We start from the raw sequence: 26,017 nt of genomic DNA, 5'->3' as shown, positions 1-26,017 counted from the left end.
CACCGGCAACGCGCTGAACGGGCTCGGCTTTGCCGGCAACACCGGCACTGCGAGCGCCTTCACCGCGGCACGGACCTCGGGCGTCGGCGGCATCACCGGCAAGACCCTGACCTTCTCCGCCTTCAACGGCGGCACGGCGGTCAATGCCACCTTCGGCGACGGCACCAACGGCACCGTCAAGACGCTCGACCAGCTCAACTCGAAGCTTCAGGCCAACAACCTGACCGCGACGATCGACGCCAACGGCCTGCTGACGGTCTCGACTACCAACGACTACGCGTCCTCGACCATCGGATCGAGCGCCGCAGGTGGTTCGATCGGCGGCACGCTCACTTCGGCGCTGACCTTCTCGACGGCTTCCAGCCCCGTCCAGGATACAGTTGCCCAGACGTCGCGTGCGAATCTCGTCAACCAGTACAACAACATCCTTCAGCAGATCGACTCGACTTCGCAGGACTCCTCGTTCAACGGCGTCAACTTGTTGAACGGCGACCAGCTCAAGCTGGTGTTCGACGAGACCGGCAAGTCGAACCTCAGCATCACCGGCGTGACCTACAACTCCAAGGGCCTCGGCCTCGCTGCGTTGACCGGCGGTGTCGACTTCATCGACAACGCCGCCACCAACAAGGTGCTGACCAACCTGAACACGGCCTCGAGCACGCTGCGTTCGGAAGCGTCGAGCCTCGGTTCGAACCTGACGATCGTGCAGGTTCGTCAGGACTTCAACAAGAACCTGATCAACGTGCTGCAGACCGGTTCGTCCAACCTGACCCTGGCCGACACCAACGTCGAAGCCGCCAACAGCCAGGCGCTGTCGACCCGCCAGTCGATCGCGGTCTCCGCGCTGTCGCTGGCCAACCAGTCGCAGCAGAGCGTGCTCCAGCTGCTCCGCTAACAAGCGGAAGACATCGCAAGCAAGATCCGGCGGCGGGGCTTCGGCCCCGCCGTTTTTTTCGTGCGTCAGCCGACATTCGCAGCCACGCAACGCTCTGAAAAAGTAACCAGCGGTTATGGTTAATGGAGGGTAAGCGCGGATAAACGCCAATGATTTCAGCCTGATTGCCGGCCGCGACCACGCCTTCCGCGCACTTATGGTGAACCCGCGCTTAATGCGGGCGCGTGTCGTTTCACCCTTTGTTAGCCATGTCGCGGCACGCTGTCCCCGTCACTCGATCCGAAGCGATCGAACGAAGACGCGTAAACCAGAAGGGTAAGTGTTATGTCCGGTATTGTTCTCTCTGCGTCGGTTCGTCAGAACCTGCTGTCTCTCCAGTCCACCGCCGACCTCCTCGCCACCACACAGAACCGTCTGTCGACCGGCAAGAGCGTCAATTCGGCCCTGGACAATCCCACCAACTTCTTCACAGCCCAGTCGCTCGACAACCGCGCCAGCGACATCAACAATCTGCTCGACGGCATCGCCAACGGCGTGCAGGTGCTGCAGGCCGCCAACACCGGCCTGACCTCGCTGCAGAAGCTGATCGACAGCGCGAAGTCGATCGCCAACCAGGCGCTGCAGACCACGGTCGGCTACTCCACCAAGTCCAACGTCTCCACCTCGATCGCGGGTGCGACGGCGGCCGACCTGCGCGGCACCACGTCCTTCGCCAGCGCGACTGCAAGCAGCAACGTGCTCTATAACGGCACGGCCGGCGGCACCACGGCGGCAAGCGGCACCACGACGCTCGGCGCCACCATCGGCTCCTTTGCAAGCACTGGCGCAACGGCCGGCGACGGCACCACGGCCCTGACCGGCACCATCACCCTGATCGCCACTTCGGGCACAACCGCAACCGGTCTGGTCGGCAACGCCCAGCCCGCCGACGGCGACACACTGACCGTGAACGGCAAGACCATCACCTTCCGCTCGGGTTCTGCTCCGGCCTCGACTGCGGTTACGTCCGGTTCGGGCGTCAGCGGCAATCTCGTCACCGACGGCAGCGGCAACACCACCGTCTATCTCGGCACCGCGGGCGCCCCGGCTGCGAACGTCAACGATCTCTTGACCGCGATCGATCTCGCCAGCGGCGTGAAGACGGTTTCGATCACTGCGGGTGCCGCGACGATCGCCACCAGCGTCGGCCAGACCGCCTCGAGCGCTGCTGGCGGCGCCGTCACGCTGAAGAGCTCGACGGGTGCGGATCTGAGCGTCACCGGCAAGGCCGACCTGCTCAAGGCTCTCGCCCTGACGACGTCTTCCGGTGCAGGCAATGCAAGCGTGTCCGTCAACCGGACCACGAGCGCGGGCTCGCTGGGTGCGACCCTTACGGACGGTTCGGCGCTGAACGTCGATGGTCACACCATCACCTTCAAGAACGCGCCGACCCCGGGTACGACCGGTGCTCCGAGCGTTCCGAGCGGGTATGGTGCGAACGGTGCGATCGTCACCGACGGTAACGGCAACTCGACCGTCTATCTGCAGTCCGGCACGGTTGCCGACGTGCTGAAGGCGATCGACCTTGCTACCGGCGTGCAGACCGCGACGATCAACGCCAGCGGCACCGCGACGCTTGCGACCGCGACAGGCCAGTCGAACTCGACGATCAATACGTCCGGTCAGCTCAAGCTCTCGACCGGCATCAACGCCGATCTGTCGATCACGGGCTCAGGCAATGCGCTGAATGTGTTCGGGCTGGCCGGCAACACCGGCAGCGCGTCGGCGTTCACTGCGGCGCGCACCTCCGGTGTCGGCGGCATTGCCGGCAAGACCTTGACCTTCTCCGCCTTCAACGGCGGCACGGCGGTCAACGTCACCTTCGGCGACGGCACCAACGGCACCGTCAAGACGCTCGATCAGCTCAACACGCAGCTTCTAGCCAACAACCTGGCTGCCACGATCGACGCCAACGGCCGGCTGACCATCACGGCGTCCAACGACTACGCGTCCTCGACAATCGGTTCGACCGTCGCAGGCGGTGGGATCGGCGGCACGCTCACCTCGGCGCTGACATTCTCGACGGCTTCCAGCCCCGTCCAGGATGCCGTCGCGCAGACGGCCCGTGCGAACCTGGTGTCTCAGTACAACAACATTCTGAACCAGATCGACACGACCTCGCAGGACTCTTCGTTCAACGGCGTCAACCTGCTGAACGGCGACCAGCTCAAGCTGGTGTTCGACGAGACCGGCAAGTCGAGCCTCAACATCACCGGCGTGACCTACAACTCCAAGGGTCTCGGCCTCGCTGCGCTGACCGTCGGTGTCGACTTCATCGACAACGCCGCGTCCAACCGCGTGCTGACCAATTTGAACGCCGCGTCGAGCACGCTGCGCTCGGAAGCCTCAGCGCTCGGTTCGAACCTCTCGGTGGTGCAGGTGCGTCAGGACTTCAACAAGAACCTGATCAACGTGCTGCAGACCGGCTCGTCCAACCTGACCCTGGCCGACACCAACGTCGAAGCCGCCAACAGCCAGGCGCTCTCGACCCGCCAGTCGATCGCGGTCTCCGCGCTGTCGCTGGCCAACACCTCGCAGCAGAGCGTGCTTCAGTTGCTCCGCTAAGCAGCTGAAACTACTAAATAAATCGAGCGGCGGGGCCAGTTGCCCCGCCGCTCTTTTTTGCGTCCGGAGGCGGGCAGGGGCGTTCACCCGCCATTAACCCTATCCCTTAAACCGGCGTTAACCATACTTTAAAGGACAGCCTCTAAGACTGGACAAAAGCCCGCTTTCCAGACCGCGCGGCCGATTCGTACCCGGTTCAAGAGGAAGACTCGCCAATGTCCAACATCGTTCTCTCGGCGTCCGTTCGCCAGAACCTGTTGTCGCTGCAGTCGACGGCCGACTTGCTGGCCACGACGCAGGAGCGGCTGTCGACCGGTAAGAAGGTCAACACGGCGCTCGACAATCCCACCAACTTCTTCACAGCGCAGGGGTTGGACAACCGGGCGAGCGACATCAGCAACCTGCTGGATGGCATCAACAACGGTGTGCAGGTGCTCCAGGCGGCCAACACCGGCATCACATCGCTGCAGAAGCTGATCGACAGCGCCAAGTCGATCGCCAACCAGGCGCTCCAGACCACGGTCGGCTATTCCACCAAGTCGAACGTCTCCACCACGATTCCCGGTGCGACGCCCGCCGACCTGCGCGGCACGACCTCCTATGCAAGCGCGACCGCCAACAGCAACGTGCTCTATACCGGCGCACCCGGTGGCGTGACCCCGGTCACGGGGACCGCCGCACTTGGCGCCTCGCTGGGCTCGACCGCCGGCGCTTTTACCGGAACAGCAGCGCTCGCCGCCGACGGCACCACCGCACTGTCCGGTACCGCCACGTTACTCGGCACCACGGCATCCGCCACCTTCAGCACGGCGCCCGCTGACGGCGACACCATCACGGTCAACGGCAAGTCCATCACCTTCCGCACCGGCGTCGCTCCGAACACGCAGCCGACCGGCTGGGGCCTCAACCCCAGCGGACACATCGCCACCGACGGCAACGGCAATTCGATCGTCTATGAGGGAACGGCGGCTGCGCCGGGGGCGACTGTCAACGACGTCCTCAGCGCGATCGACCTCGCCAGTGGCGTCAAGACCGCGACCATCAGCGCCGGCGCTGCGACCATCGTTGTCAGCGGCTCGGCCGGTCCGATCGGCACGCTCCAGGTGGCATCGTCCATCTCGGGAGGCGGCGCGGTTACGCTGAAGAGCTCGACCGGCGCCGACGTAAGCTTGACCGGAAAGGCCGATTTCCTCAAGGCGCTCGGTCTGACCACAGCGACCGGCGCAGGCAATGCCAACGTGACCGCAAATCGGTCGACGACGGCTGGCTCGCTGGGCAGTCTTGTTCAAGACGGTTCGACCCTGAACATCGACGGCCACACCATCACCTTCAAGAACGCCCAAACGCCCCAGTCGGCGTTGAGCGTCACCTCCGGCGGCGTCAACGGCAACGTCGTCACCGACGGCAACGGCAATTCGACCGTCTACATCCAGAGCGCGACACTCACCGATTTGCTCAACTCGATCGACCTTGCCACCGGCGTCAAGACCGCCAGCATCTTCAACGGCGCGGCGACCCTGTCGACCACCGCGGGCCAGATCCCGTCGTCGGTCAACAGCAGCGGTCAGCTTGCACTCTCGACCGGCATCAACGCCGACCTGTCGATCACCGGCACCGGCAACGCGCTCAACGCGTTCGGTCTCAGCGGCAACACGGGAACGGCAACCGCTTTCGCCGCGGCCCGCAACTCCGGTGTTGGTGGCGTCAGCGGCAAGACGCTGACCTTCACCTCCTTTAACGGCGGCACCCCGGTGAGCGTCACCTTCGGCGACGGCACCAACGGCACCGTCAAGACGCTCGACCAGCTCAATGTGCAGCTTCAGGCCAACCACCTGACGGCGACGATCGACGCCAACGGCGTGCTTACGGTCACCACCGTCAACGAGTACGCGTCCTCGACCCTCGGCTCGACTGCCGCGGGCGGCACGGTCGGCGGTACGCTCACCGGCGTGCTGGCCTTCACCACCGCGCAGCCCCCGATTCAGGATCCCGTCGCGCAGACGGCGCGCTCCGGCCTGGTCAGTCAGTTCAACAACATCCTGGCGCAGATCGACACGACCTCGCAGGACTCGTCCTTCAACGGCGTCAACCTGCTCAACGGCGACACGCTGAAGCTGGTCTTCAACGAGAACGGCAGCTCGACGCTCGGCATCAACGGCGTGGTGTTCAACGCGGCCGGCCTCGGTCTCAGCAATCTGGTTCCTGGCACGGACTTCATCGACAACGGTGCCACCAACAAGGTGCTGGCCAGCCTGAATGCGGCCTCGAGCACGCTGCGCTCCGAAGGTTCGTCGCTCGGTTCGAACCTGTCGATCGTTCAGGTGCGTCAGGATTTCTCCAAGAACCTGATCAACGTTCTCCAGACCGGCTCGTCCAACCTGACGCTCGCCGACACCAATGAGGAAGCGGCGAACAGCCAGGCGCTGTCGACCCGCCAGTCGATCGCGGTGTCCGCGCTGTCGCTGGCCAACCAGTCGCAACAGAGCGTGCTGCAGCTGCTCCGCTAATTCGCAGCGCAAGATCGCTACTCGATTTCGCGGCGGGGCCAAGGCTCCGCCGTTCATTTTACGCAGATCGCTAAGACAGGATTAGCTGAGATTGATGCGCATCGTGCGAGGCTTATTTACAGCGTGCACGTGCACATCTAGCTTCGTGATGAAGGACTTCGGGACCCGTAATACTCCGGAGCGCTTCCAAGCACACATGTAAGCAAATCTTAAGCGGTGCTGCCTAGGGTTGGGAAAGAAATCCTTAAGCGCGTTCAACGGGCTAGGTAACCTCCAAGGTGTGATTGATGTCGAATTCCGCTGCCTCGGCCTACGCGCGTGTTGCAACGACCACAGCATCCCCTCGCGACGTCGAGGCGCAGACCCTGCTCAAGGCTGCCAACAAGCTTCAGGATGCGATCAACAACGCCGAGCCGTTCAGCGAGCAGACCACGCAAGCCCTGATGTTCAATCGCAAACTCTGGACGATTTTCCTGAGCGAGGCCATGCGCGAGAACAATCCGCAGCCGCTCGACGTCCGGCAGAAGATCGCCAACATCAGCGTGTTCGTGCTGAGCCAGACCGCCGCGCTGCAGATGAGCCCGCAGTTCGATCACTTCCGTCCGCTGATCGAGATCAACCGCAATATCGCCGCCGGTCTGTCCGGCCGTCCGTGATCAAGGACGGCTCGTTCCGCTTCGGCAACACCAAATTCACGCTGACGGATGCCGGCAAGGCGCAGATCAAGAACGTCGTCACCGATCCTGCGACCGGGTCGAGCTATCTCGACACTGCCGTTGCGACGCTCGACGCCTGATCGTCAGGCGCTGAGGTCGGTGCTGGCCGGACGCGAGGGCTCGGATTTCAAATCCTGCGCATGGAAATAGGCCCGCCGGCGAAGCATTGCTTCGTCGGGGAACTGGTTGACCACGGCGTCGGTCCTGTCGTTGACGACCTGGAAGACGAAGGACGCCGCCGCCTGGTCGAACACGACCTGGCGTGAGACGTTTTCGTTGCTCCGCAAATCATTGCGTGCAGGCGCGCTCGCATCGCCAGCGGTCACTGTCTGACTCACTGGCAGCTCGGTTTGCACGGCTTCGTGTGCCGCCGCGTTCGACGTCGTTACGATCTGCACGGCAGCCGGTATCCCCACCGGCCTGATGCTGAAATCTGTACTCATGGCAGCCTCCTGGTTGCCTCACGTGAGTCAAATCCCAACCCCTCTCAATGCGCAACCATGGAACACCAGGATTGAAGACCCGGTAAGGAAACGTGCCTAACCGCGCGACCACGTTGCCGCGCGGTTTTTCGTAAAATTGTCGCTTGTTCTTGCGCGCGCTCAGAGCGAGCGGCTGACCGCCAGCGGGGTGATGTGGCGCGGGCCCGGAGCGGCGCGCCGCCCCGCGGCCGTGTAGGTGTTCGGCACGTTGCGCTTCTGGATCTCGGCATTGACGCCGCGCACGACGCTTTCCGAGACCGCGTGTGCGGTTGCGAGCACGGTGAGATTGACCTGGAGCATCGCGCGGAATGCATCGTGGTGCCGATGCAGCGTCGAGAGCAGTTCGGGTTCGGATTTCGCGAGTTGGGCCTGGTTGGCCTTCAACTGGCTGACGGCGCCGACATAGTTTCGCGACAGCTCTTGCTTCTTGCTCTCGAGGGTCATCGCCTCGCGGACCTGTCCGGCGCGCACGAGCTCGGTCTCGCGCTCGATCAGTCCGAGCAGGGCGCTCATCGCATCCATCAACTGCTCGGCGACCTTGCGCGCCTCGGCGCTGCCGGGTGCGGTGTTCGGGCGCTGCGCTTGCACCGGCTGACGCGAGGCGTTGAAGTGGTTCATCTCGTTTGACCTTATGCCGTGCGGATGGTTTTCGCCTGCTGCATGATGAGGGTGCGATAGACTTCGGTGGCGACGCCGACGCCGCCGGCGTTGGCGAAGTTCTTGGAATATTGCTCGGTCAACATCGAGCGCCACACGCCGGTGCCCGGCGTGTCGCCGAACGGACCTTCGCCCTTCAGACTCGAGGTCATCTGCGAGAACATGCTGTTGAGGAACATCGCCTCGAAGTCGGTGGCGGTCTTCTGCGCCTTGGCCTGCTGCTTCTGCGGGACCTTCTGCAGGGCCGCGGCGAGGTCGAAATCCGGCCGGCCGTTGCGGCTCTCCACCGAGAAGGCAGAGCTGGCGACGCGTGCGGTGTTGACCATGCCGGTCTGCATCACATCACCTCGATGTCGGCTTCGATCGCACCGGCGGCCTTGATCGCCTGCAGGATGCTGATGAGATCGCGCGGGCCGATGCCGAGGCCGTTGAGGCCGTCGACGAGCTGCTGAAGCGAGACGCCGTCCTTGACGACGGCGAACTTCTTGCCGTCCTCGGTGACGCTGACACTGCTGCGCGGCGCGACCACGGTCCGTCCCCGCGACAGCGGGTTGGGCTGGCTCACCTGCGGGCTCTCGGAGATCGTGACGGTGAGGTTGCCTTGTGCGACTGCAACGGTGGCGACGCGGACGTCGCGGCCCATCACGATGATGCCGCTGCGTTCGTCGATGATGATCTTGGCGGCGAGATCCGGCTCGACCTGGAGCTGCTCGATCTCGGTGAGAAAGGCGACGACGTTGCCCTTGAACTCCGGCGGGATCGCAAGCTGCACCGTCGACGGGTCGATCGGCTCGGCGGTTTTGACGCCGAGATAGTCGTTGATCGCGGCGGCGATCCGCTTGGCCGTGGTGAAGTCGGCGTTGCGCAGCGCAAGGCGGACGTTGGGCAGGCGATTGAGCGCGAACTCGATCTCGCGCTCGATGATGGCGCCGTTGGCGATGCGTCCGACGGTCGGCACGCCACGCACGATTTTCGCCGCTTCGCCCTCGGCCTGGAAGCCGGAGATCGCGAGCGAGCCCTGTGCGACCGAATAGACGTTGCCGTCGGCGCCGAGGAGGGGGGTGACGAGCAGGGTGCCGCCCTGGAGATTCTTGGCGTCGCCGAGCGCAGAGACGGTGACGTCCATGCGCGTGCCCTGGGTGGCGAAGGCCGGCAGATTGCCTGTCACCATCACGGCGGCGACGTTGCCGGTGCGGATGGTGGCGCCGCGGATGTTGACGCCCATGCGCTCGAGCATCGCTTGCAGCGACTGCTTGGTGAAGGGGATGTTGTTGAGGGTGTCGCCGGTGCCGTTGAGGCCGACGACGAGGCCGTAGCCGATGAGCTGGTTCTGCCGCACGCCTTCGATGTTGGCAAGATCCTTGATGCGCGATGTCGCGCTTGCAGACGTGACCGAGAGCGCCACCGCTGACAGCGCGGCGCAGGCCACCCCAACAATCCTCACCCAACGAACGCTTGGCATCCTCTGCTCCCCGAGGCTCCTCAAATCGACGGATCCTCACGACACTCCCATGACGAGCTGGTCCGACGCTGTCCTTGCGAGCGCTGTGCCAACTCGGAGCAGCGGGGGTAGGTGGCTGAACAGGTTGAGTAAATCTGTTTCGAGCGGTCTCAGCCGGTGTTGTCCCTGAGGAGCGAAACTGCCGCCTGTCGGCAGATTTTGCCGGGCTGTTTACGGGCCGTTAACCATAAAACGGCGAATGTGGCGCATCGATCACCCGGATTGCTTCCGATGCGCATCTACGGACCGAACGGCACCACGCTTGGAACGCCGGCCAGCCAGGCCAGGCGGACGAGCTCCGGCACCTTCGTGCTGCCCGACACCTCGTCGGCGCAGGAGACGCGGGGCGCTGCCGCACCGAAGGCCGCCGCCAACATCGACGGGCTGCTCGCGCTGCAAGGCATCGAAGAGAACCCCGTCGAGCGTCGCAAGCGCTCGGTCACGCGCGGCAAGACCGCGCTCGACGTGCTCGACGATCTGAAGATGGGGCTCCTCTCCGGCAAACTCGATGCGTCGACCGTGATGCGGCTGCGTGACGCTGCGGCGAACCTGAAGTCGTCTTCCGGCGATCCCGGTCTGGACTCGGTGCTGTCCGAGATCGAGCTGCGCGTCGAGGTCGAGCTCGCCAAGGCCGGGCAGGCGTAGCGTCTTACGCCGCTTCATCCTTCTGCGCGTCGTAGCGGCGCTGGGCGGCGAGCACGTCTTTCAGATTCTGCTCGGCCCAATCTCGGAGCGGATCGACCGCAGCTGCGAGCGTCACGCCGAGCTGCGTGATCGAGTATTCCACGGTCACCGGCACGGTTGCGATGGCGTGACGCTTGATCAATCCGTCGCGATCGAGCGACTTGAGAACCTGGCTCAGCATCTTCTGCGAAATGCCTTCAATCGTGCGGCGCAACTGATTGAAGCGCATCGGCTCCTCGCGCAGCAGTAGCAGGATCAGCACCGCCCATTTGTCGCCGACGCGGTCGAGGATCTGTCGCGTGGGGCAGTTCGCTGCATAGACGTCCGGCTTCATCGTCGGGTCCTCACGATCCATTCCGCTCATTTGCCGGCCGCCGCCGGTTACTCCTGCGTAAGCAGGTAAGCACAAGGTGCTCTCTTAACACCAGCATTCTTTATGATATCTAGTCACCGGTAGTTACCACAGAAGCAAAGGAGCCTTTCATGAAGATCGCAGTTGCCGGCGCCTCGGGCCGGACCGGGTCGGAGATCACCAAGGAACTGTCGCGCCGCGGCCACGCGGTCACGGCCATCGCCCGCAACCCCGAGAAGATCGCGGTCCTGCCGAACGTCACGCCCACCAAGGGGGACGTCCTCGACCGGTCCGGTCTTGCCAAGCTGTGGGTTGGGCACGACGTCGCCGTGAGTTCCGTGCACTTTCTGGCCAGCGACGCGCTCAAGCTGATCGGAGCGGCAAAGGATTCCAAGGTCGGTCGTTACCTCGTGGTCGGCGGGGCCGGCAGCCTTGAGGTCGCTCCGGGCGTCAAACTGGTTACAACTCCCGGTTTTCCGGCTCAGTACAAGGCTGAGGCTGAGGCGGGTTCGGCTTTTCTCGACCTGCTGCGGCAGGAAAAAGAGCTGAACTGGACCTTCATCTCGCCATCGGCCCTGTTCATCGAGGGGGAGCGCACCGGCAAGTTCCGGCTTGGGACCGATCAGCTTCTCGCAGATGCGAACGGGAAGAGCTGGATCACCTTCGCTGACTACGCCATCGCGCTCGCCGACGAGATCGAACGGCCGGCCCATGTGAAGCAGCGTTTCACGGTCGGCTACTAGGCCTTCGGCCGCCCCCGGGGCCCTCCAGGATAAACCTTCCTGTGCAAGGGCTTGGGAGCGCCAATCGGGCGATCAGGGAAACATTGTCTGTCACATGAGGCCGCTATATAACGCCCCGCTCAGCGGACTCCGTTCCGTTTGCGAGTCGTTGCTTAGACAGATAGGCCGCCCTTGGAAAAGTTGAAAAACTACCGACCGACCGAAAAAGAGCCTTTCATGAACGACAGGCAGAAGGAGTACTTCCGTTTGAAGCTCCTCGCCTGGAAGGATGAGATCCTCAAAGAGTCCAAGCTCACCCTGCAAGCCCTGCAGGAGGAGAACGTGAACCACCCCGATCTCGCTGATCGGGCATCGTCCGAAACCGACCGCGCCATCGAACTCCGTGCCCGCGACCGCCAGCGCAAGTTGATCGCCAAGATCGACGCCGCGCTCCAGCGTATCGAGGACAACACCTACGGCTATTGCGAGGACACGGGGGAGCCGATCTCGTTGAAGCGGCTCGAGGCCCGGCCGATCGCGACGCTCTCGGTGGAAGCGCAGGAGCGTCACGAGAAACGCGAGAAGGTCTATCGCGACGAATAGAGCCTGAGCCGCAGAGATGCGGCTCTTTGTTTTTGGATATGCCGCCACCGAAAGAACGAGTCGGTCGCGCAATAAGAACGAGTCGGTTGGTGCCAAGGCATCTCTTCAACCGACAGTCGGCGCGCGGCTAGAAAAACGTTCTCGATCGCGCTCGGTTCTGCGCGTGCGGAAGAACGTTTTTCTAGAAATGAATTGAGCGGCGCCAGCAGGGTCTGTTGAAGGGGGCAACGACTGCAGGACGTTGATCCTTCAGTACCAGTTGCCTTGGAGTTCGACCCCTCTCAGTTCATTGAGCAGCGGGACCAAACCTTCGGTCGGCACCCGTCCATCTGTCAGGTGGTCCAATAGCTCTTGGACTTGAAGAACACGCGGCATTCCCGCTTCATCGTACAGCGGCTCGTCGATCAGCCACGCGAATTCGACGAATGGCGACACGACTCTCCATTCGATCGACTTAGCCCAGGACACGTCGAAATTTGTGCCCTTTGGCTCCTTCGCGACCCGGTCTGCAAGCGACCGCGCTTGGTCGACCTTCTCCAGGATGAACTTCTTTCTCTTGTCGAAGACGCTCGGCTTTCCCACTTCGAAGTCGAGAGGTAGCTCGTAAGAGAAGCACTCGATTAAGATAAGCCGGTCGTTCAGCCGGACGGCGGCGTCGACTTCGCGTGGACTGCCGCTTGACCACTTGAGGTCGCCTTCGAGGCAGAGATCAAGTCCTCGAGCCCGGATCGCGCTGCGCACAGAGTTCTCAAAGCTTTCGCCGCCGCCGGCGGCCTTGCGCAGACCCACGAAGATCGTATGCAGGGCAGGTAGGATCGCCGCCAGATCGATCATTACCTTGCCCATCGATGGAAGAAGGATTGGGCGCTTGCCGCCACTCCAGAGACCAATGTTCTTCTGAGCTTCTTCGCTCAAGGATATGAACTCGACGGCTTTGCGCACCTCTTCGACAGTAAAAACCTTTTCGTGCCCGAGTTGCTCTGCGAACCAAACCGCTTCACTCGCGAATTCGTCGAGGTCGAAGCTGACCATCGTGTAGCCGCGGAACATCAGGTTCGTGAAGTTGTTCATCGTCCGGTCGCGGCGCTGCGCCCACGTCGAATTATGCATCGTGATGCCGAGGTAGGTGCCAAAGAACGCGGCAGCCCACACCGCGAACAGTACCGCGTCAAAATCGATTCCGTACTTCAGCCTGAACGGTTCGCCCATAAATGCGTTTTCCTTTCGGAACTGCGCCAAGGAGAACGTGCCGATCTCGAAGCTGGTGGCGCCGTACCCGCGCCCGATGCGACCCGCGACGCTGTTCCAGGCGGGATACTCTTCCGTCTTCGGGTTCGGCTTCAACTGGGCGAACTTGATCGTGTCGCCACCTTCGGCTTCAGTCTCGCCGGCATTTTCTTCGTCGAGCCAGGTGCCAAGCCGCGTATGAAAGCCAAAGGTTTCAGCGTTCCTCGCGTCGTGAAGCTCGAACGTGAGAGGGTTGACGACGCTATCCTTGTAGCGGTGCGACCCTAGCGCAAGGTCCCACTTGATCATCGATCCCTTGCCGATGCATCGCATCGCGGCCGATGCCCGCCAGTATTCGTAGCAAAGCCCCTCGATGGCGAACACGTCTATCAAGTCGGACCGGCGGAAGTCGGTCATCACGATCTGGTCTGTTTCGCGCAAAGCCTGGTAGGCCTTCTTCGCCTTCAATTTTCCTCCATACGCTTCGGCCATGGCTTCATACCAGGCGCCGTCGAGTAGGGTCTGTAATCGCGTCCGGCGGACAGGACCAAGGTCATCGGTTTTGCTAAGCGCACCGTGCTTCGCGTATGCGAGCTCGGCGATGCTGCGCACCAACATCACGGTGGCATCGTCGTTGTTGAACCCGTGCGCCTCCGCGAGCATGGGGCGCCGACGCCGATGGAGATGAAACCAAAATCCAGGAGAATGAATTCGAACGAGCTTTGCGATCTCCGCTTCAACCTTGTCCAGATACGCGCGGAAGACGAGCCACGCCTGATCGCCTGCGGCTTCGCCCAGCGCGATGAGTTGAGGTGCCAACTCGCGTTGTCGCAGTTCGCGAGGAACGTCGACGAGCCGCCGACGAATTTCCGCGTGATGTTTGAACATCAAATACGGCAACGTCTGCGAGTAGTAAAACTGCGTTACGACAAGCGGATCCTCTCCGCCCGCCTTGGTTTGAATATTCATGCACGCGCTCTCGTCATCCAATCGCGGGATGCGACCTGGGAGTCGGAAATCGTCTCAGAAACAGGAGTTTAAGCCTAGAAATGTAGCATTTTGGGAGAGGTGCGTCGACTCGATATGTTTCGCGTTCGCTCGCCGTCGCGGCAGCTTAGCGCGGCGCCTACTCGAAGGATTGCAGGCGAACCAAGATCCGGCGCCGACGGTCATGGCCAGCTTGCGACGACCTGATCGAGTTGGACCTGATCTCGCAGCGGCTGGGGCCCGGCAGCGTGGTGAGGGCGCGGACATGACGACCGGAACGGCTTGGGAATCCATCCTTAGCAATCCTTCTCCGTCGAACGGCGCCCAAGGATCGGATCTGGCACGCCCGAGAGAGCCCGCTCACGCCGATGTGAGAATCCTCGATTCCGGTTGTGGCGCCGCCGGCGACTCGGAATGCGCGAGAAAGGATTCGGAATCTGCGGGAGCGGAGCGGAATCCGCACGGAGCGATTCCTTTGCGCACACTCGACGAACTCAAGTGCCGCGGCCTCGTCCCGAGATTCGGATCCGGCTTCGCGAAGCCGTTCGGCGCCGTCGATGCGAAAGGATTCGATTTTAGGAGAGCATCGGTCGAGGAAAACGCCGACATGGCTGACGGGTCGGATCGCCTCAACTTACGATCGTCACTCCGGAACCAGGCGGGCCTTTTCGCGAGACTTAGCTCGGTTCATGTTTACCCGCCACCGGCTGAGGCGGTTCTGAGGAAAAAAGGAATGTAGAAAAAGAGAGCCTACCCGCGAAACGCGGAAAGTCTTCCGAAGGGGCGGCAGCTCGTAACAGCCCCGGGGGATACCCGCATCGGCGGTGAACAGTGAGAGCGAGAGAGCGCCCGTTAGGAGCGAGCACTCTCTCTGGTAGGCGCGCACCGCAAAGTGCGACTCTGAGCAGACCACCTCTGCTCCGGGAACGCAAGCGCGCGCCCACCTCCCGCTCCTCACAATCCATCGATCGATACCCCCGCCGGCGAGCCCTGCTTTCCGGCGGCCGGCGGAGCCTTGCCGATGGCCGGGCAGCTCCGTCTCCAGCCACCGCGGGCCGCCGAACTTCGGTTGGGAGAGATGAGAACATGAGCAAAAAGCCGACGACCTCCGCGACGAAAGTCGATCCTTTGGTCCGCTTGCCCGATCCCCGTGCTGAGTTCCAGCGCGGCATCGCGCGCTTGCGCGCAAAGTACGGCACCCGAGCGATTTCCGAGCCGCCCTCGTTCGAGCTCGTCGAGGATGACGAGGACGAGGAGGATCATCAGACGGATCCGAACAGTCAGAAGCGTCGCGTTTCGGCCGCCACGGCGATCATGGGCGCGGTGCTGGACGCCTCCATCCCGCGAAATCTCCGGCGACAGCTGCGCCATGTCCAGGCGCTCGCGGTGGTCGTGCAGGTGCCCGGCCCGGACTGGATCGAGCCGGTGCAGCGCGAGTTCCGGTCTGCTTTCGGCCCGCGCTGGGTGATGATTGGCCGCAGCACCTCAGGTTGGACGCCCTACAGGCCCGACCTCTCGGCTCAGGCGGCAGATTACCTGAGCGAGGGCCGTTGCGTCGCTACGGTTTGCGTCGACGAGACCGACGCTCCGGAAGCGCTCCGTCTGACCGCTGATATCACCATCGAGATAGCGCCGCCGGATACGGAGGTGTTGCGCCGGGCAATCGACAGGTTCGCCGGCGGGCAGATCAGCCTTCGCGCCGGCGACGGGGAGGGATTGGCCTATCCGGCTCTTATCGCGTGCTTCCGGCCAGGCTCCGGAGCGCAGCGCATCGCCGCCCGCCTGGCCAATGCCTCGCGGCTGCTGAAGGTCCAGCCGGATGAACGGCTGCCTGTTCTGGCCGAGGCCGTCGAATACGGCGCATTGCGGACGTGGAGCGTAGAGCTCGGCGAGGCGACCGAGTCATACCGTCGAAAAGCATGCTCCTGGTCAGACGTGCCTCATGGAATTTGCGTGGCGGGCCCGCCCGGCACGGGGAAGAGCGTCTGGGCCCGTTCCCTGGCCCGCCATTGCAACTGCCCCATTATTTTCTCCAACGTCCCCGCGTGGTTTCTGGCCGGAAAAACCGGGTTCCTCGACGATTGCCTCCGTGCAGTCCGCAACACGTTCGACTCCGCTGCGGCCGCTGCGCGCGCGCACGGCGTCGCGATCCTCATGCTCGACGAGGTCGACGCTATCCCTAGCCGCAACTCGGCCTCCCGCAATTCCGACTTCTGGTCGGCGATTTTGGCGGAGGTGCTCCTGAGGCTGGATAGCGGGAGTTCGTCGAGCCGCACCGGCGTCATCGTGATATCGGCGACCAATCGGCCCGCTGCGCTGGACGACGCATTGCTGCGGCCGGGACGGCTCGAACGCATGGTCACGCTGGGGCCAGCGGATGCTTCCGGCATTCTTTCCATGCTGAAGTTTCAGGTGAACGGCGAGGTCGGCGAGAACGAACTCGTCGAGGTGGCCCAACTGATCGGTCGCTCCACGGCGGCAGAAGTCATGGCGACGGTCCGTGAGGGACGAGCCATCGCGCGCCGGGCCGGGCGGGCGCTTCAGGCCGACGACCTCAAGGTGGCGCTCCTCGGCGACAAGGTAGCCTTGGTCGACGACCGTGTCTTCGCGCATGAGACCGGGCACGTGGTGCTGGCACTGGCGCTTTCCTACGGGCGGGTCCGTCATTGCGCGATCGGGGCGCGCGTCGGACCGTCGAACCGGACATTGATCGAGGTTCCTGAAGGCTGCCTGGCTACCCGCAGCACCCTCGAGGACGGCGTCACCATGACGCTCGGCGGGCGGGCGGCGGAGATGGCGCTTTACGGTGACTACTCCATCGGCGCCGGCGGCGACGAGCAGTCGGACGTCGGGCTCGCTACCAAGGTCATCTCGGCGTTGCGGCTGTCCTACTGCGTCGCGGACGAGATGTTCTTTCACGGTACCCCGCAGGAGGCCGTGGAAGCGGCCCGCTGCGATCCGGATCTGCGCAGGCTAGTGGAAGAAGACCTGCGGCGGCTGCAGAAGCGTGCCGACGCTATCGTCGCCGAGCATCTAGGCACCGTGATCGCCATCGCGCAGGCCCTGAAAAGCGCCCGCTATATGAGCGGTGCCGAGCTCAAGCGGATTTTCGATTCCGCCAGGCCCGCGGGCAAGGCCGGAAAGATCGGGAGGGCGGGCCGATGAGCGATATCAGCCAGCGCGCCGAGATCCTCGCGCCCGCGAAAGCCGTCATCGTGCAAGCGGAAGGATTCAGGCCGATCCGGACTTTTGTCGAGGCCGCGCACTCGAAACCGACCGGCCGCTGGACGTCGAGAAAGAGCCGGCGCGCTTTGCCTTGGGAATCCTATGCCGAGCGACATCTGTTCCGGTGCTGCGAGGTAGACCCGAAAGTCACGCGCTTCCTCGCGCAGCCCCATAGACTCGAGATGATGACGGGCGCGCCGCGGCCGCTCATCTATTTTCCCGACGTCCGGGTCGACTACGCCGACGGCACGACCGAGATCGTGGAGGTGAAGAAGACGGAGGAGGAGCTGGAGGATCCGGACTACCTCGAGAAACTGGCCGGCGCCGAGGCCGTGTACAGGGCGCTCGGCTGGAAATTCCGCGTCGCGATCGCGGAGGACGAGTTCGAGATCGACCCGGTCTTTTCCAAACGCCAAGGCGGTCTGCGCGGACCGGTTCGCGCTGATCGTTCGCCCGGCCGTGCTCGCGATCGAGGAAGCATTCCACGTCGAACGCGAGATCGCGCTCGGGAAGGCCGAGGAGATCGTAGCGGAAGCGGCACGCATTCCGCTCGATCGCGCCACCGCGATCGTGCGTGCCATGATGTGCACCCGTCGGGTCGCCGTCGATCCCCGTCGCCGCATCCGCCACGACAGCCCCGTCGGCAAGCCGGAGGAGGCGGTCGGTTCGCGCAAGCGGTCGTCGGGGGCCCAGCCATGACCACGCTCGATATCAACGTCGGCGACATCTACGAATTCCCGGATGGCCGCCACCGATTCCATGAAGAGTGGGACGACGGAACTTTATGGTTCTGGAAGGAAACGACGAAAAAACGCTTCCCGCTTGCCGAACCCGCGTTGGTCGAAATGCTCGACCTCGGCACCGCGCGGCGTATCGACGTCTTCCGCGGCAAAGACCGCAAACCGCAGTCGTGCAATGACAACGCAGAGTTCGGGCCGGACGAGGAGCATTCGCCCGACGCCGTTCGCGCGCGGACATTCCAGTGGCTTGTCCCCCGCTGGGACAATACGCCGGACGCAAAATTAGGGAAGAAATGGCTCGGCAACTTCATAGTCGACGCCAAACGAACGCAGCCGAGTCATCTCTCCTGGCCCGTAGCGCCGGGGCGCCTCTACGATGCCATCACTCTGTGCGGCGAGCCTGGCAACCGGCCGCTCCGGCTTTTCCGTTCGCGCCGCGGCAAGACACCGCGCAAGCGGTTCGAGCGCTTCGTGGAAGAAGCGATCGGTCAGACGATCGTCTTCTACTGGGATCTGCGGGCCCGCACCTACGACGACGCATACGCTTTTTTCCGCGACAAGATCGCAGCGGAGAACGCCCGCAGAAGGGATGTCGGCGAAGGGGAGATCGAAAAATACCCGCGCCGTTCAGAGACGATCCGCCGGCGCATCAACAAGACGATCAATCGCGACAACTGGGCGCGAAAATACACCGTCCATGCGGCCACTTTGAAATTCAGTGGCATCAAGGACAGCCCGACCGCCGACGCGCCGCTCGAGATCGTCATCATCGACCACACGACCGCTGACGCGTGGACCGTGCTCGACACGGCCACCGGACTGCCGCTGCGCCGGCCGACGCTGACGATCGCAATCGATGCCTGCCCGCGCGTCATTCTCGGCTACGTCGTCACGTATGAGGACCCTTCGATCTACAACGTCATGACGTGCGTGAAACGCGTCGTCCGGTCGAAGAACTACGTACAGCACGTATTTCCGGATATCGACTATGAACCGGACGCGTGGGACGGATGGGGTCTTCCGCAGACGATCCTGGTGGACAGCGGCTGGGAATTCAAGTCTCCCAGCTTCCAGGACGCGCTGCGTGACATCGGCATCGAGCCGGTCTGGTCGCCGGTACACCGCCCGACCTACAAGGCGATCGGGGAGCGCTTCTTCAAGACGCTGAACCAGAAATTATTCCACAAGATTCCCGGTGCCGTGCCGTTCGGGCCGACCGAAGCGCGTCTCGTCGATCATGAGCCGCGCAAAGAGGCGACGATTTCGCTCGGCATGCTCGACGAACTCATCCACGAAACCATCCAGGAGTACCATCTCGATGAGCACTCCTCGCTCGGCGAGTCGCCCGCCTCCGCGTGGAAGCGGAAGTTGAAGACGCGTCGCATCATCTCGGATGTCCATTCCCTCGACGCCCTGCTCGGACGGACAGCTAGAGTCCGTTTCACGCGCAAGGGCGTCACATTCCGTCATCAGACCTTCCTCGACGCGGACGTGGTCAGCCGGATTCTCGGCCCGATGTCCGCGCTCGCCGCCCGGCGGGACCAGTCTCATCGCCGGTCGGCAGCGCGCGCTGTTGGGCGAAGATCCGGTACGATCCTTTCGACGTATCCTGCGTCCGCATCTGGAACGACGCCGTCAAGCCCCCGCGCTGGGAAACGCTGCCCAACCGCGACCGCAAATTCTGCTACGGCGTAAAGATCGACGGAGCCCAGCGCGACGCCCGCCGCGAGCTTCCGATCCCGATCAGCTTCTGGCACGCCGACCAGATCAGGGAATACGCCAAGAAGAACGGCTTCCGATTCAGGACCGACGAGGAGAAGTGGGTCGCACGCAACAAGCTGCGCGCGAAGTGGGAGAAGACGGCGGGGCTGCTGCCCCTGCGGGAAACGAAGGATGCAATTCGGGGCCTTGCGCAGTCCTTGGGGACCTTCGAGCAATTGGTGAAGGTGAAGTCCCCCCCGCTCGCGGTCGAGGCGTCGCAGGTGGTGTTCGCGACCGCGCCCTCGACGCCGGGCGGCATGGCGCGCGCGACCTTGATCCCGCAGCAGGTCGCGGCTTTGGAACGGGAGACCGACGAGTATTTCCAGCCGAAAGGCCGCGGCGCCGGAAAGAAGGCCCAGGCGAAGGCGAAGCGGACCATACGCGAGAAGGCCGAAGCGGCGGCCGAGGAACGCGCCGAAAAGGCCGTCGCGCGCGTCAAGGAGCGCGCCCGCAAGGCGGCCGCGTCCGAGCAGCCATCCCGCAAGAAGGAACCGGCATCCGAGCAGCGGGCCAGCCGGGAAGACATCGACAAGTACCTCGACGAGGAGTGAGCGACCATGAAGCAGGATGACCGCGACAGCTTCGTCAGCCAGGCGCAGCTCAGGGCCAGGCTGAAGAAGATGGTGGTCGAAAACAGCCGGCTCGACACGATCGAACGATACACCCGCGAGCTCGTGGAGGAAACCAGGGCGTTGATGGCCGACGATTGCCTTTCGGACGACGACAACGCCGCGCCCGGACAGACCTTCACCTACACGGAACTGCCGGTCATGCCGATCATCGGACCCTCCGGATCGACCAAGACGACGTCGATGCTGCGCGTCGCCGAGAAGCTGAAGAAGGATTATCCGGGCACGACGCCCGTACTCATTGTCAAGTGCCGGTCGAACACGCGCACGATGAAGAGTTTGCAAGCGCTCGTTCTCGAAGCGTTCGGGGATCCCCAAGCCAAAGAGGTGCTCCAGAAGCAGTTCGCCGACCGCTATGAGCAGGATATCGTGACGCGGGCGATCCGCAAGGTCGCCCGCGAGGCCGGCACCTACGTCGTGGCGCTCGACGAGAGCCACACTCCGCTCGGAAGCGTCAACAAGCGTGAACGGGCCGCGACCATCGCTTCGCACTTCAAGAGCCTCGTCAACGACGGGCTGTTTGCCATCGTACTGATGGGCACTTCGGATGCGGAGTTGTATTTCGAGATGAGCGCCGAGCTCAACAACCGCAAGATCGAAGGGGTATCGCTGGAGCCGGTCGACCTGCGCCGAGCCGACCACTACCATTATTTCTACAAGTTCGTCGGACGCATCGAACGCCAGATGGTGCGCGAGGGGATCATCGAGCAGCCGATCGGGCTCATCGATAACGTGCGCAGCCGCGCCATGGTCTACGACATGTCGCAAGGGATCGCCGGCCTGGTCAGCCGGATCCTGATGGGCGCGCTGCGGATATCCCAGCGCGACAAACGTCGCGTCGTCACCTGGGACGACATCAAGGAGTCGTTCTGGGCTTGGAAACGCGAACAGGTCGACGAGAACGGCGAGCCGATCGAGATCTACGATCCCTGGGTCTCCGAGCCCAGGCCGACCACGCTGGAGACGGTCCGCGTGATGTGGAAGCCGGCCGCGGCGTGAACGATGGCATCCGTCGTCCGCCCCTTCGTCGCCAGAATGCCGGTCCCGCGCATCGACGAAGGCCTGCTCGGCTACATGGACCGCGCGCTGCAGAACACGATGATCCGGAACTCGCGACAGGCCTTGCGGATGGCGGGGCTCGATCCCGATCCGAACGCGCCGCCGAACGCGGCCAAGCTGACGGAGGAGGCGGTCGCCGGACTAGCCGCCCTGTTCAAGCTCGATCCTGAAGAGGTGAGGCGCCGCTGGTACCGGCGCGAACACGGCAGCTCCGCCATGATCGAGTTCTTCGGGACGCCGATCCGGGCCCAGTATTGGGAATCCCGATACCGGCGGCTCTCGCCTCGGGCGCTCGCCGGCGACCCGTACTACCGCGCCCTGTGGGAGATCCGGTGCTTCGGATTCGATCCGGACACCAGAGAACCGCTGGTCGAAGTCTGTCCGGTCTGCGGCCGCCGCTTCGGCTGGACGTCCATGCGCGGTCCGACCAAGTGCGACCACTGCACGGACCGCGACGGCTACCCGTCGACCGACCTGCGGGACCATCCCCAGCCGATCATCGAATTCCGGGATCCGGAAGCGATCGGCTTCGTCGTCGCCCTGCTGCACCCGGACCCGCAGCGCCGGCGCGCAGCCATGGCTCTCGTTCCGCAGGAGCTCGCCGGCGCCACCAACGGGGAATTGTTCGAGGCAGTCATGTGCATGGCCAGCGCACTCCGCCCCGGCGCCAGTACCAAATTGACCGACGCCGGCCGGCCGCTGCGGGCGCCGGACTTCACGGAGCTGTCGGCGGAAATGCTGGAGGCTGCGGGAAGGGCGCTGATCGGGGGCGAAGACGGATTTGCGGCGCTCGCCGCCCGTATGCGTGTTTCCGCCGACGAGAGGACCTCTTCGCACGGACTCTACAAGGAGCTCGGCCCGCTGGCTGCCATGCCGCTCGACCGGCACCTCAGTCCCGTCATTCGACGCTTCGCCAACGATGCCATCGCCCGCGATCTCGCACGCACCCGGGACGATGGGTTCGTCCGCCGCAGCGTCCCGCGCCTGGCCGACGCCCAAGGCGGCGCCTGGTTGACCATGGACGCGCTGTCGGCCGAGCTGGGCCTCCGGAAGCACGCGCTCGGCCGACTGGCGGAAAGCGGAGCCGTCGAAACCCGCCGCGCCGATGCCGAACAATCGCCCGTGCTGATGAAGATCGCCGACGTCGCTCCGCTCGCGGCCGTCTACAAGGATGCCGTGACCGGCAGGATGGTGACGGCGCTGCTGCGGGTGCCTGCTTCGGCGATCGAAGATCTCGCCGATCGCGAGCTGATCCAGCGCGTCCAGGGGCCGGCCGCCGCGATGCTGCCGCGCAAGCGGTACTACCGCGAATCCTCGGCCAAGGCCGTTCTGATCGCCATCCGCGAGCGCGCAGCGCCCGCCGCCGGCGAGGGCCGCGTCAAGCTCATCGCCGCGGTCCGCGAGCTGGGCGGAGTGGCGCCCTGGGCCGCCATCGTCGAAGGCATCGTGACCGGCGCCTTGCAGATCCGAACCGAGGCGCCCTTCGGTCGCGACTGGCGGCACGCGGTCTCCGTCGACCAGTCGGAACTCGAAGCCTTCCTGAAGCAAGCGGCTAGGCCGGCAACGGCGGGTGCCCAGGAAGCATGGCTTACGCGCGACCAGGCCGCCCAGATGCTCGGCACCGACGAGACCGTGGTCTGGGCCATGGGACGGGACGGCATCCTGCCGAAGCGCAAGGGAGAGGTCGCTATGTTCACGCGCGCGGACGTGGAGGCAGGGGCGAAGCGCTGGATATTCGGACAGGAAATGAGCGCGCACCGTATTCGGAAACGGGCGCGAAAGGAACGCCTGGTTGCGATCGATCGGCATCATGCCAGAATTCACGCTCCGCGACGGTTGGGTTTCCGTCTATTCGCGCACGCAGGTCGAAGCGGCCCTCGCAGTGCAGCCGCCCCGGCACGACGAAGTGGAACGTCCGGTCCGCGCCGGCGCGCGCGTTTCTGCGGATTTGAAGCGGCAGGCGGTCGAGGCGGTGCGGAGCGGCCTCGCCGCGTACTACGTCGGCAAGCGCCTCGGCATCGCCCACAAGTCGATCACAAAATGGGCCCAGCATTTCGAGAAGACCGGTCGGATCGAGCCCGCCGGCAAGCCCGATCCCTATGCCGACGTTATCATCGGCATGATCGAGGCAGATACGGGGCGCAGTACGCACGCGCTCTGGAAGGATTTCAACGAGACTCACGGCCTCGATGTGGCGTACACCAGTTTTTCTCACTTCATCGCCGTAATCGGGTTTGCGCGTGATCCTGGCACAGGTCTGTTCCGGCGAATACGACCAGCTTGATTCCAACCGGCATAGTGAACCTGAAGTCATATTGGATCTTGAGACCCAGAACCGAGCGCTGTCCGGAGTAAGTCATCCTTGCATAAGCTTCGCGGCGGGACGCGGGAAAGGCCAGTGCTTCAAGGGTCAATTATGAGCTGCGGTAACCGCGTTCCTGGAGCAGCCAATGATTGCCGTCCGGGTCGAAGAATTCGCAGAAGCTCGCGTAATCCTTCCGAGCCGCATCGAGTCCGGGCGCGAAACTGCCGTCCCATGCATCAATTGGAGTCTTATGTCTGATCTCCCCAACGGCGACGCCCCGCTCGCTCAGTAGGTTGCGTGCGACCTCGACATCGTTCACGACGAGATAGATGTTCTGCACGGATCCGGCAGGAGCGGCAGTGGTTCCTTTGCCGATCTGGATCGAACAGCCGGAGCCCGGAGGTGTGAGCTGCACCACGCGGAACAGGTCATTCGGCGCATAATCAACGTCCAGAGTGAAGCCGACCTGGTTAACGTAGAACCGAAGCGCACGATCGACATCGCTCACCGGCAGTACGACTACCTCGACCGAGAATTTGATTGCTGTGTTGGTTGCCTTCATTGCGTTTGCATCCATCGTTTCAAAGATCGATGACGACATCGTCGGTCGGCTGCGAGCAACAGATCAGCACGTTGCCTTCTGGCGGCATGTCGAGGGGCTGCGGTTCATAGGCGGCCGCGCCTGATATCAGGCCACTTTCGCAGTTGTGGCAAATGCCGGTCCGGCACGACCAGCGCACCGGTACGTCGCATGCCTCGGCGAGTTCTAGGATGTTTTGATAGGTCGAAGCGTTCCAGTGCGCGGCAACGCCGCTGCGTGCGAACGAGACCAGCGGACCGGTTGCGGCATCGTCGGCTGGCGGATGTGGTGCGCGCGGCGTGGTGCCCACGATGCCAGGATTGAGCGCCTCGCCACCGTTGAAAATCTCGAGATGCTGCCGTTCCGGCGCCACGCCATAAGCTGCGAGCCCCGCCTTCATGTCGGTCATGAAACGATTGGGCCCGCAGATATAGACGTCCGCGTCGCGCGGCATACCGATTGCATCGAACGTCGATCGTGACAGGTGGCCGGGCTCATCGAAATTCTCGCCAATCTTGTCATATGCACCCGGCCTGCTGTAACAGACATGGAGGCGGCCGTGCGAGAGCGCGCCCATCAGGAGGCGGACCTCGGCGGCAAAGGGATGATGCCGCCCGTCGCGCGCCGCATGCAGCCACAGGATTTGTCGCGGCGAACGCGCCGCAGCCAGCGCAGATAGCATCGCAAGCACCGGCGTTGCGCCGATCCCGGCGCTGAGCAGCACCACGGGTCGTTCGCCTGATTGCAGGATGAAGCTTCCGCGCGGCGAACTGACCTCGATAAGATCATAGACTCGGACATGGTCGCGGAGATAGGCGCCGGCGGCCCCGTCCGGCTCAATCTTGATGCTGATGCGACATTGTTCGCTCGACGGAGGGCCAGACAGCGAGTAGCTGCGCAGCAGCGGCGGACGGTCTCCCCCAGGCCGCAGCCGCAGAACGACATACTGACCGGGCAGAGCCGGAAGCAGCTTCTTGCCGTCCGGATCGCGCATCGTCAACGAGAGCACATCCGCGGATTCCTGTTCGATCGCGGTGATCGCGAGCGGGCGAAATCCAGACGCAGCAGGGTGGGCGGCGGATGCAGGCGCGAGCCCCGCATTGCCGCTTGCGTTGGCGGCCTGCCCGTTGAGAAGAGCTCCGAATGACGAGCGCCATCCCAGCGAGAGCGCTCCGATTCTCAAAGCCCGCTCGAGGCGCTCGCGCGGATGTTCGGACGAGTAGAGGAGCGCGTTGATCTCGGCGACGGTCATGCGCTCGTCCGCCTCTCCGACCCTGACGATCACATCGCCGGCGCCGACCTCGCCCTCCGCGAGGACGCGGAAGTAGAAGCCCGGCCGCCCGCTCGACGTCAGCAGGGCCGGCATGCGCGGCTCGCCGAGCCGGACGCCCACGCGATAACATGTCACGCGCGGCTGCGTTACCTCGAACAATGAGCTGCCGATGCGGTAGCGGTCACCGATGCACACGGCATCATCCGGCAAGCCTTCGACGGTGAAATTTTCTCCGAATTGGCCGTGGACGAAGTCGGAGCGCTGCAGCTTATCCTGCCAATGGCGATAGGACTCGATCTGGTAGACGAACACGGCGCGCATCTCGCCCCCATGGCCGTCGAGGTCGCCCTGGCCGTCGCCGGCGAGATTAAGACGACCGACCTTGCAGCGACCGGGCACCGGGTCCTTCCAGATGCCGGTATGCACCGTGCGGCCCTTCCACGCGATGTCGCGCGGCAGTCCGACATTCACCGAAAGCAGTCGCGCCATGCCCAGCTCCGCTTCAGAT

20 protein-coding genes and 1 pseudogene are annotated in these 26,017 nt (G+C 63.8%); 13 read left to right on the top strand and 8 right to left on the bottom strand.

What is annotated here, in order from left to right; genetic code table 11:
- From ABIB06_RS17295 to ABIB06_RS17275, 5 genes and pseudogenes are all read left to right on the top strand, one after another.
- Nucleotides 1-895, top strand: an 895-nt coding sequence (locus tag ABIB06_RS17295) for a DUF1522 domain-containing protein (protein WP_354052743.1), incomplete at its 5' end; no start/stop codon positions are given.
- Nucleotides 896-1,219: 324 nt separating this feature from the next.
- A complete protein-coding gene (locus ABIB06_RS17290) occupies nucleotides 1,220-3,499 on the top strand; it encodes a DUF1522 domain-containing protein (RefSeq protein WP_354052745.1) in 2,280 nt (759 codons plus the stop codon).
- Nucleotides 3,500-3,714: 215 nt separating this feature from the next.
- On the top strand, nucleotides 3,715-6,006 hold the full coding sequence (locus ABIB06_RS17285) for a DUF1522 domain-containing protein (RefSeq protein ID WP_354052746.1): 2,292 nt from the start codon (nucleotides 3,715-3,717) through the stop codon (nucleotides 6,004-6,006).
- 287 nt (nucleotides 6,007-6,293) lie between these two features.
- The gene (gene flaF, locus ABIB06_RS17280) at nucleotides 6,294-6,662 is read left to right on the top strand and encodes a flagellar biosynthesis regulator FlaF (RefSeq protein ID WP_247351981.1); all 369 of its coding nucleotides are present in this window, start codon (nucleotides 6,294-6,296) and stop codon (nucleotides 6,660-6,662) included.
- Nucleotides 6,659-6,802: pseudogene (locus ABIB06_RS17275) on the top strand (hypothetical protein); the annotation flags it as partial. The gene flaF and the pseudogene ABIB06_RS17275, both read left to right, overlap by 4 nt.
- Before the next feature lie 3 nt (nucleotides 6,803-6,805).
- Here the strand turns inward: ABIB06_RS17275 and ABIB06_RS17270 are convergent.
- The 4 genes from ABIB06_RS17270 to ABIB06_RS17255 all read right to left on the bottom strand — a co-directional run bounded on the left by ABIB06_RS17270 (nucleotide 6,806) and on the right by ABIB06_RS17255 (nucleotide 9,323).
- Entirely contained in the window at nucleotides 6,806-7,165 is a 360-nt protein-coding gene (locus ABIB06_RS17270; RefSeq protein WP_354052747.1) for a hypothetical protein, read from the bottom strand.
- Nucleotides 7,166-7,324: 159 nt separating this feature from the next.
- Entirely contained in the window at nucleotides 7,325-7,822 is a 498-nt protein-coding gene (locus tag ABIB06_RS17265) for a hypothetical protein (protein WP_354052749.1), read from the bottom strand.
- An 11-nt stretch (nucleotides 7,823-7,833) separates the two neighbouring features.
- Nucleotides 7,834-8,199 (bottom strand): flagellar assembly peptidoglycan hydrolase FlgJ, encoded by a 366-nt coding sequence (gene flgJ / locus ABIB06_RS17260; protein ID WP_247351973.1) that lies wholly within the window; start codon nucleotides 8,197-8,199, stop codon nucleotides 7,834-7,836.
- Nucleotides 8,199-9,323: a flagellar basal body P-ring protein FlgI gene (locus ABIB06_RS17255; protein WP_354052751.1), complete on the bottom strand. Its 1,125-nt coding sequence runs from the start codon at nucleotides 9,321-9,323 to the stop codon at nucleotides 8,199-8,201. The genes flgJ and ABIB06_RS17255 overlap by 1 nt, the downstream gene beginning before the upstream one ends.
- Before the next feature lie 270 nt (nucleotides 9,324-9,593).
- On the opposite strand from ABIB06_RS17255, the gene ABIB06_RS17250 reads away from it, so the two are divergent.
- Nucleotides 9,594-10,007: a flagellar assembly protein FliX gene (locus tag ABIB06_RS17250; protein ID WP_247351970.1), complete on the top strand. Its 414-nt coding sequence runs from the start codon at nucleotides 9,594-9,596 to the stop codon at nucleotides 10,005-10,007.
- A 4-nt stretch (nucleotides 10,008-10,011) separates the two neighbouring features.
- Here ABIB06_RS17250 and ABIB06_RS17245 read toward each other — a convergent pair whose 3' ends face one another.
- The gene (locus ABIB06_RS17245; RefSeq protein ID WP_247352188.1) at nucleotides 10,012-10,380 is read right to left on the bottom strand and encodes a winged helix-turn-helix transcriptional regulator; all 369 of its coding nucleotides are present in this window, start codon (nucleotides 10,378-10,380) and stop codon (nucleotides 10,012-10,014) included.
- A 149-nt stretch (nucleotides 10,381-10,529) separates the two neighbouring features.
- On the opposite strand from ABIB06_RS17245, the gene ABIB06_RS17240 reads away from it, so the two are divergent.
- Nucleotides 10,530-11,141: an NAD(P)-dependent oxidoreductase gene (locus tag ABIB06_RS17240; RefSeq protein ID WP_247351968.1), complete on the top strand. Its 612-nt coding sequence runs from the start codon at nucleotides 10,530-10,532 to the stop codon at nucleotides 11,139-11,141.
- 216 nt (nucleotides 11,142-11,357) lie between these two features.
- Nucleotides 11,358-11,723: an RNA polymerase-binding protein DksA gene (gene dksA / locus ABIB06_RS17235; protein ID WP_008554760.1), complete on the top strand. Its 366-nt coding sequence runs from the start codon at nucleotides 11,358-11,360 to the stop codon at nucleotides 11,721-11,723.
- 249 nt (nucleotides 11,724-11,972) lie between these two features.
- Here dksA and ABIB06_RS17230 read toward each other — a convergent pair whose 3' ends face one another.
- Entirely contained in the window at nucleotides 11,973-13,919 is a 1,947-nt protein-coding gene (locus ABIB06_RS17230) for a hypothetical protein (RefSeq protein WP_354052753.1), read from the bottom strand.
- A 1,104-nt stretch (nucleotides 13,920-15,023) separates the two neighbouring features.
- Here ABIB06_RS17230 and ABIB06_RS17225 point away from each other — a divergent pair.
- The 5 genes from ABIB06_RS17225 to ABIB06_RS17205 all read left to right on the top strand — a co-directional run bounded on the left by ABIB06_RS17225 (nucleotide 15,024) and on the right by ABIB06_RS17205 (nucleotide 23,595).
- Nucleotides 15,024-17,102 (top strand): AAA family ATPase, encoded by a 2,079-nt coding sequence (locus tag ABIB06_RS17225; protein ID WP_354068864.1) that lies wholly within the window; start codon nucleotides 15,024-15,026, stop codon nucleotides 17,100-17,102.
- On the top strand, nucleotides 17,099-19,597 hold the full coding sequence (locus ABIB06_RS17220) for a TnsB C-terminal domain-containing protein (RefSeq protein WP_354052757.1): 2,499 nt from the start codon (nucleotides 17,099-17,101) through the stop codon (nucleotides 19,595-19,597). The genes ABIB06_RS17225 and ABIB06_RS17220 overlap by 4 nt, the downstream gene beginning before the upstream one ends.
- Nucleotides 19,598-19,842: 245 nt before the next feature.
- Nucleotides 19,843-20,214: a hypothetical protein gene (locus tag ABIB06_RS17215; RefSeq protein ID WP_354052759.1), complete on the top strand. Its 372-nt coding sequence runs from the start codon at nucleotides 19,843-19,845 to the stop codon at nucleotides 20,212-20,214.
- Between the two features lie 6 nt (nucleotides 20,215-20,220).
- Nucleotides 20,221-21,291 (top strand): ATP-binding protein, encoded by a 1,071-nt coding sequence (locus tag ABIB06_RS17210; protein WP_354052760.1) that lies wholly within the window; start codon nucleotides 20,221-20,223, stop codon nucleotides 21,289-21,291.
- A gap of 3 nt (nucleotides 21,292-21,294) precedes the next feature.
- The gene (locus ABIB06_RS17205; RefSeq protein WP_354052762.1) at nucleotides 21,295-23,595 is read left to right on the top strand and encodes a hypothetical protein; all 2,301 of its coding nucleotides are present in this window, start codon (nucleotides 21,295-21,297) and stop codon (nucleotides 23,593-23,595) included.
- Nucleotides 23,596-23,765: 170 nt separating this feature from the next.
- Here ABIB06_RS17205 and ABIB06_RS17200 read toward each other — a convergent pair whose 3' ends face one another.
- Nucleotides 23,766-24,218: a VOC family protein gene (locus ABIB06_RS17200; protein WP_354125603.1), complete on the bottom strand. Its 453-nt coding sequence runs from the start codon at nucleotides 24,216-24,218 to the stop codon at nucleotides 23,766-23,768.
- A 19-nt stretch (nucleotides 24,219-24,237) separates the two neighbouring features.
- Nucleotides 24,238-25,998, bottom strand: coding sequence for an MOSC domain-containing protein (locus ABIB06_RS17195; RefSeq protein ID WP_354052765.1), 1,761 nt, complete (start codon nucleotides 25,996-25,998; stop codon nucleotides 24,238-24,240).
- Nucleotides 25,999-26,017: the final 19 nt, after the last annotated feature.

It is taken from the genome of Bradyrhizobium sp. LB8.2 (assembly GCF_040548035.1).
GTDB lineage: Bacteria > Pseudomonadota > Alphaproteobacteria > Rhizobiales > Xanthobacteraceae > Bradyrhizobium.
Note: the sequence above shows the minus strand (reverse complement) of the source record. Positions and strands in the feature narration are given on the sequence as shown.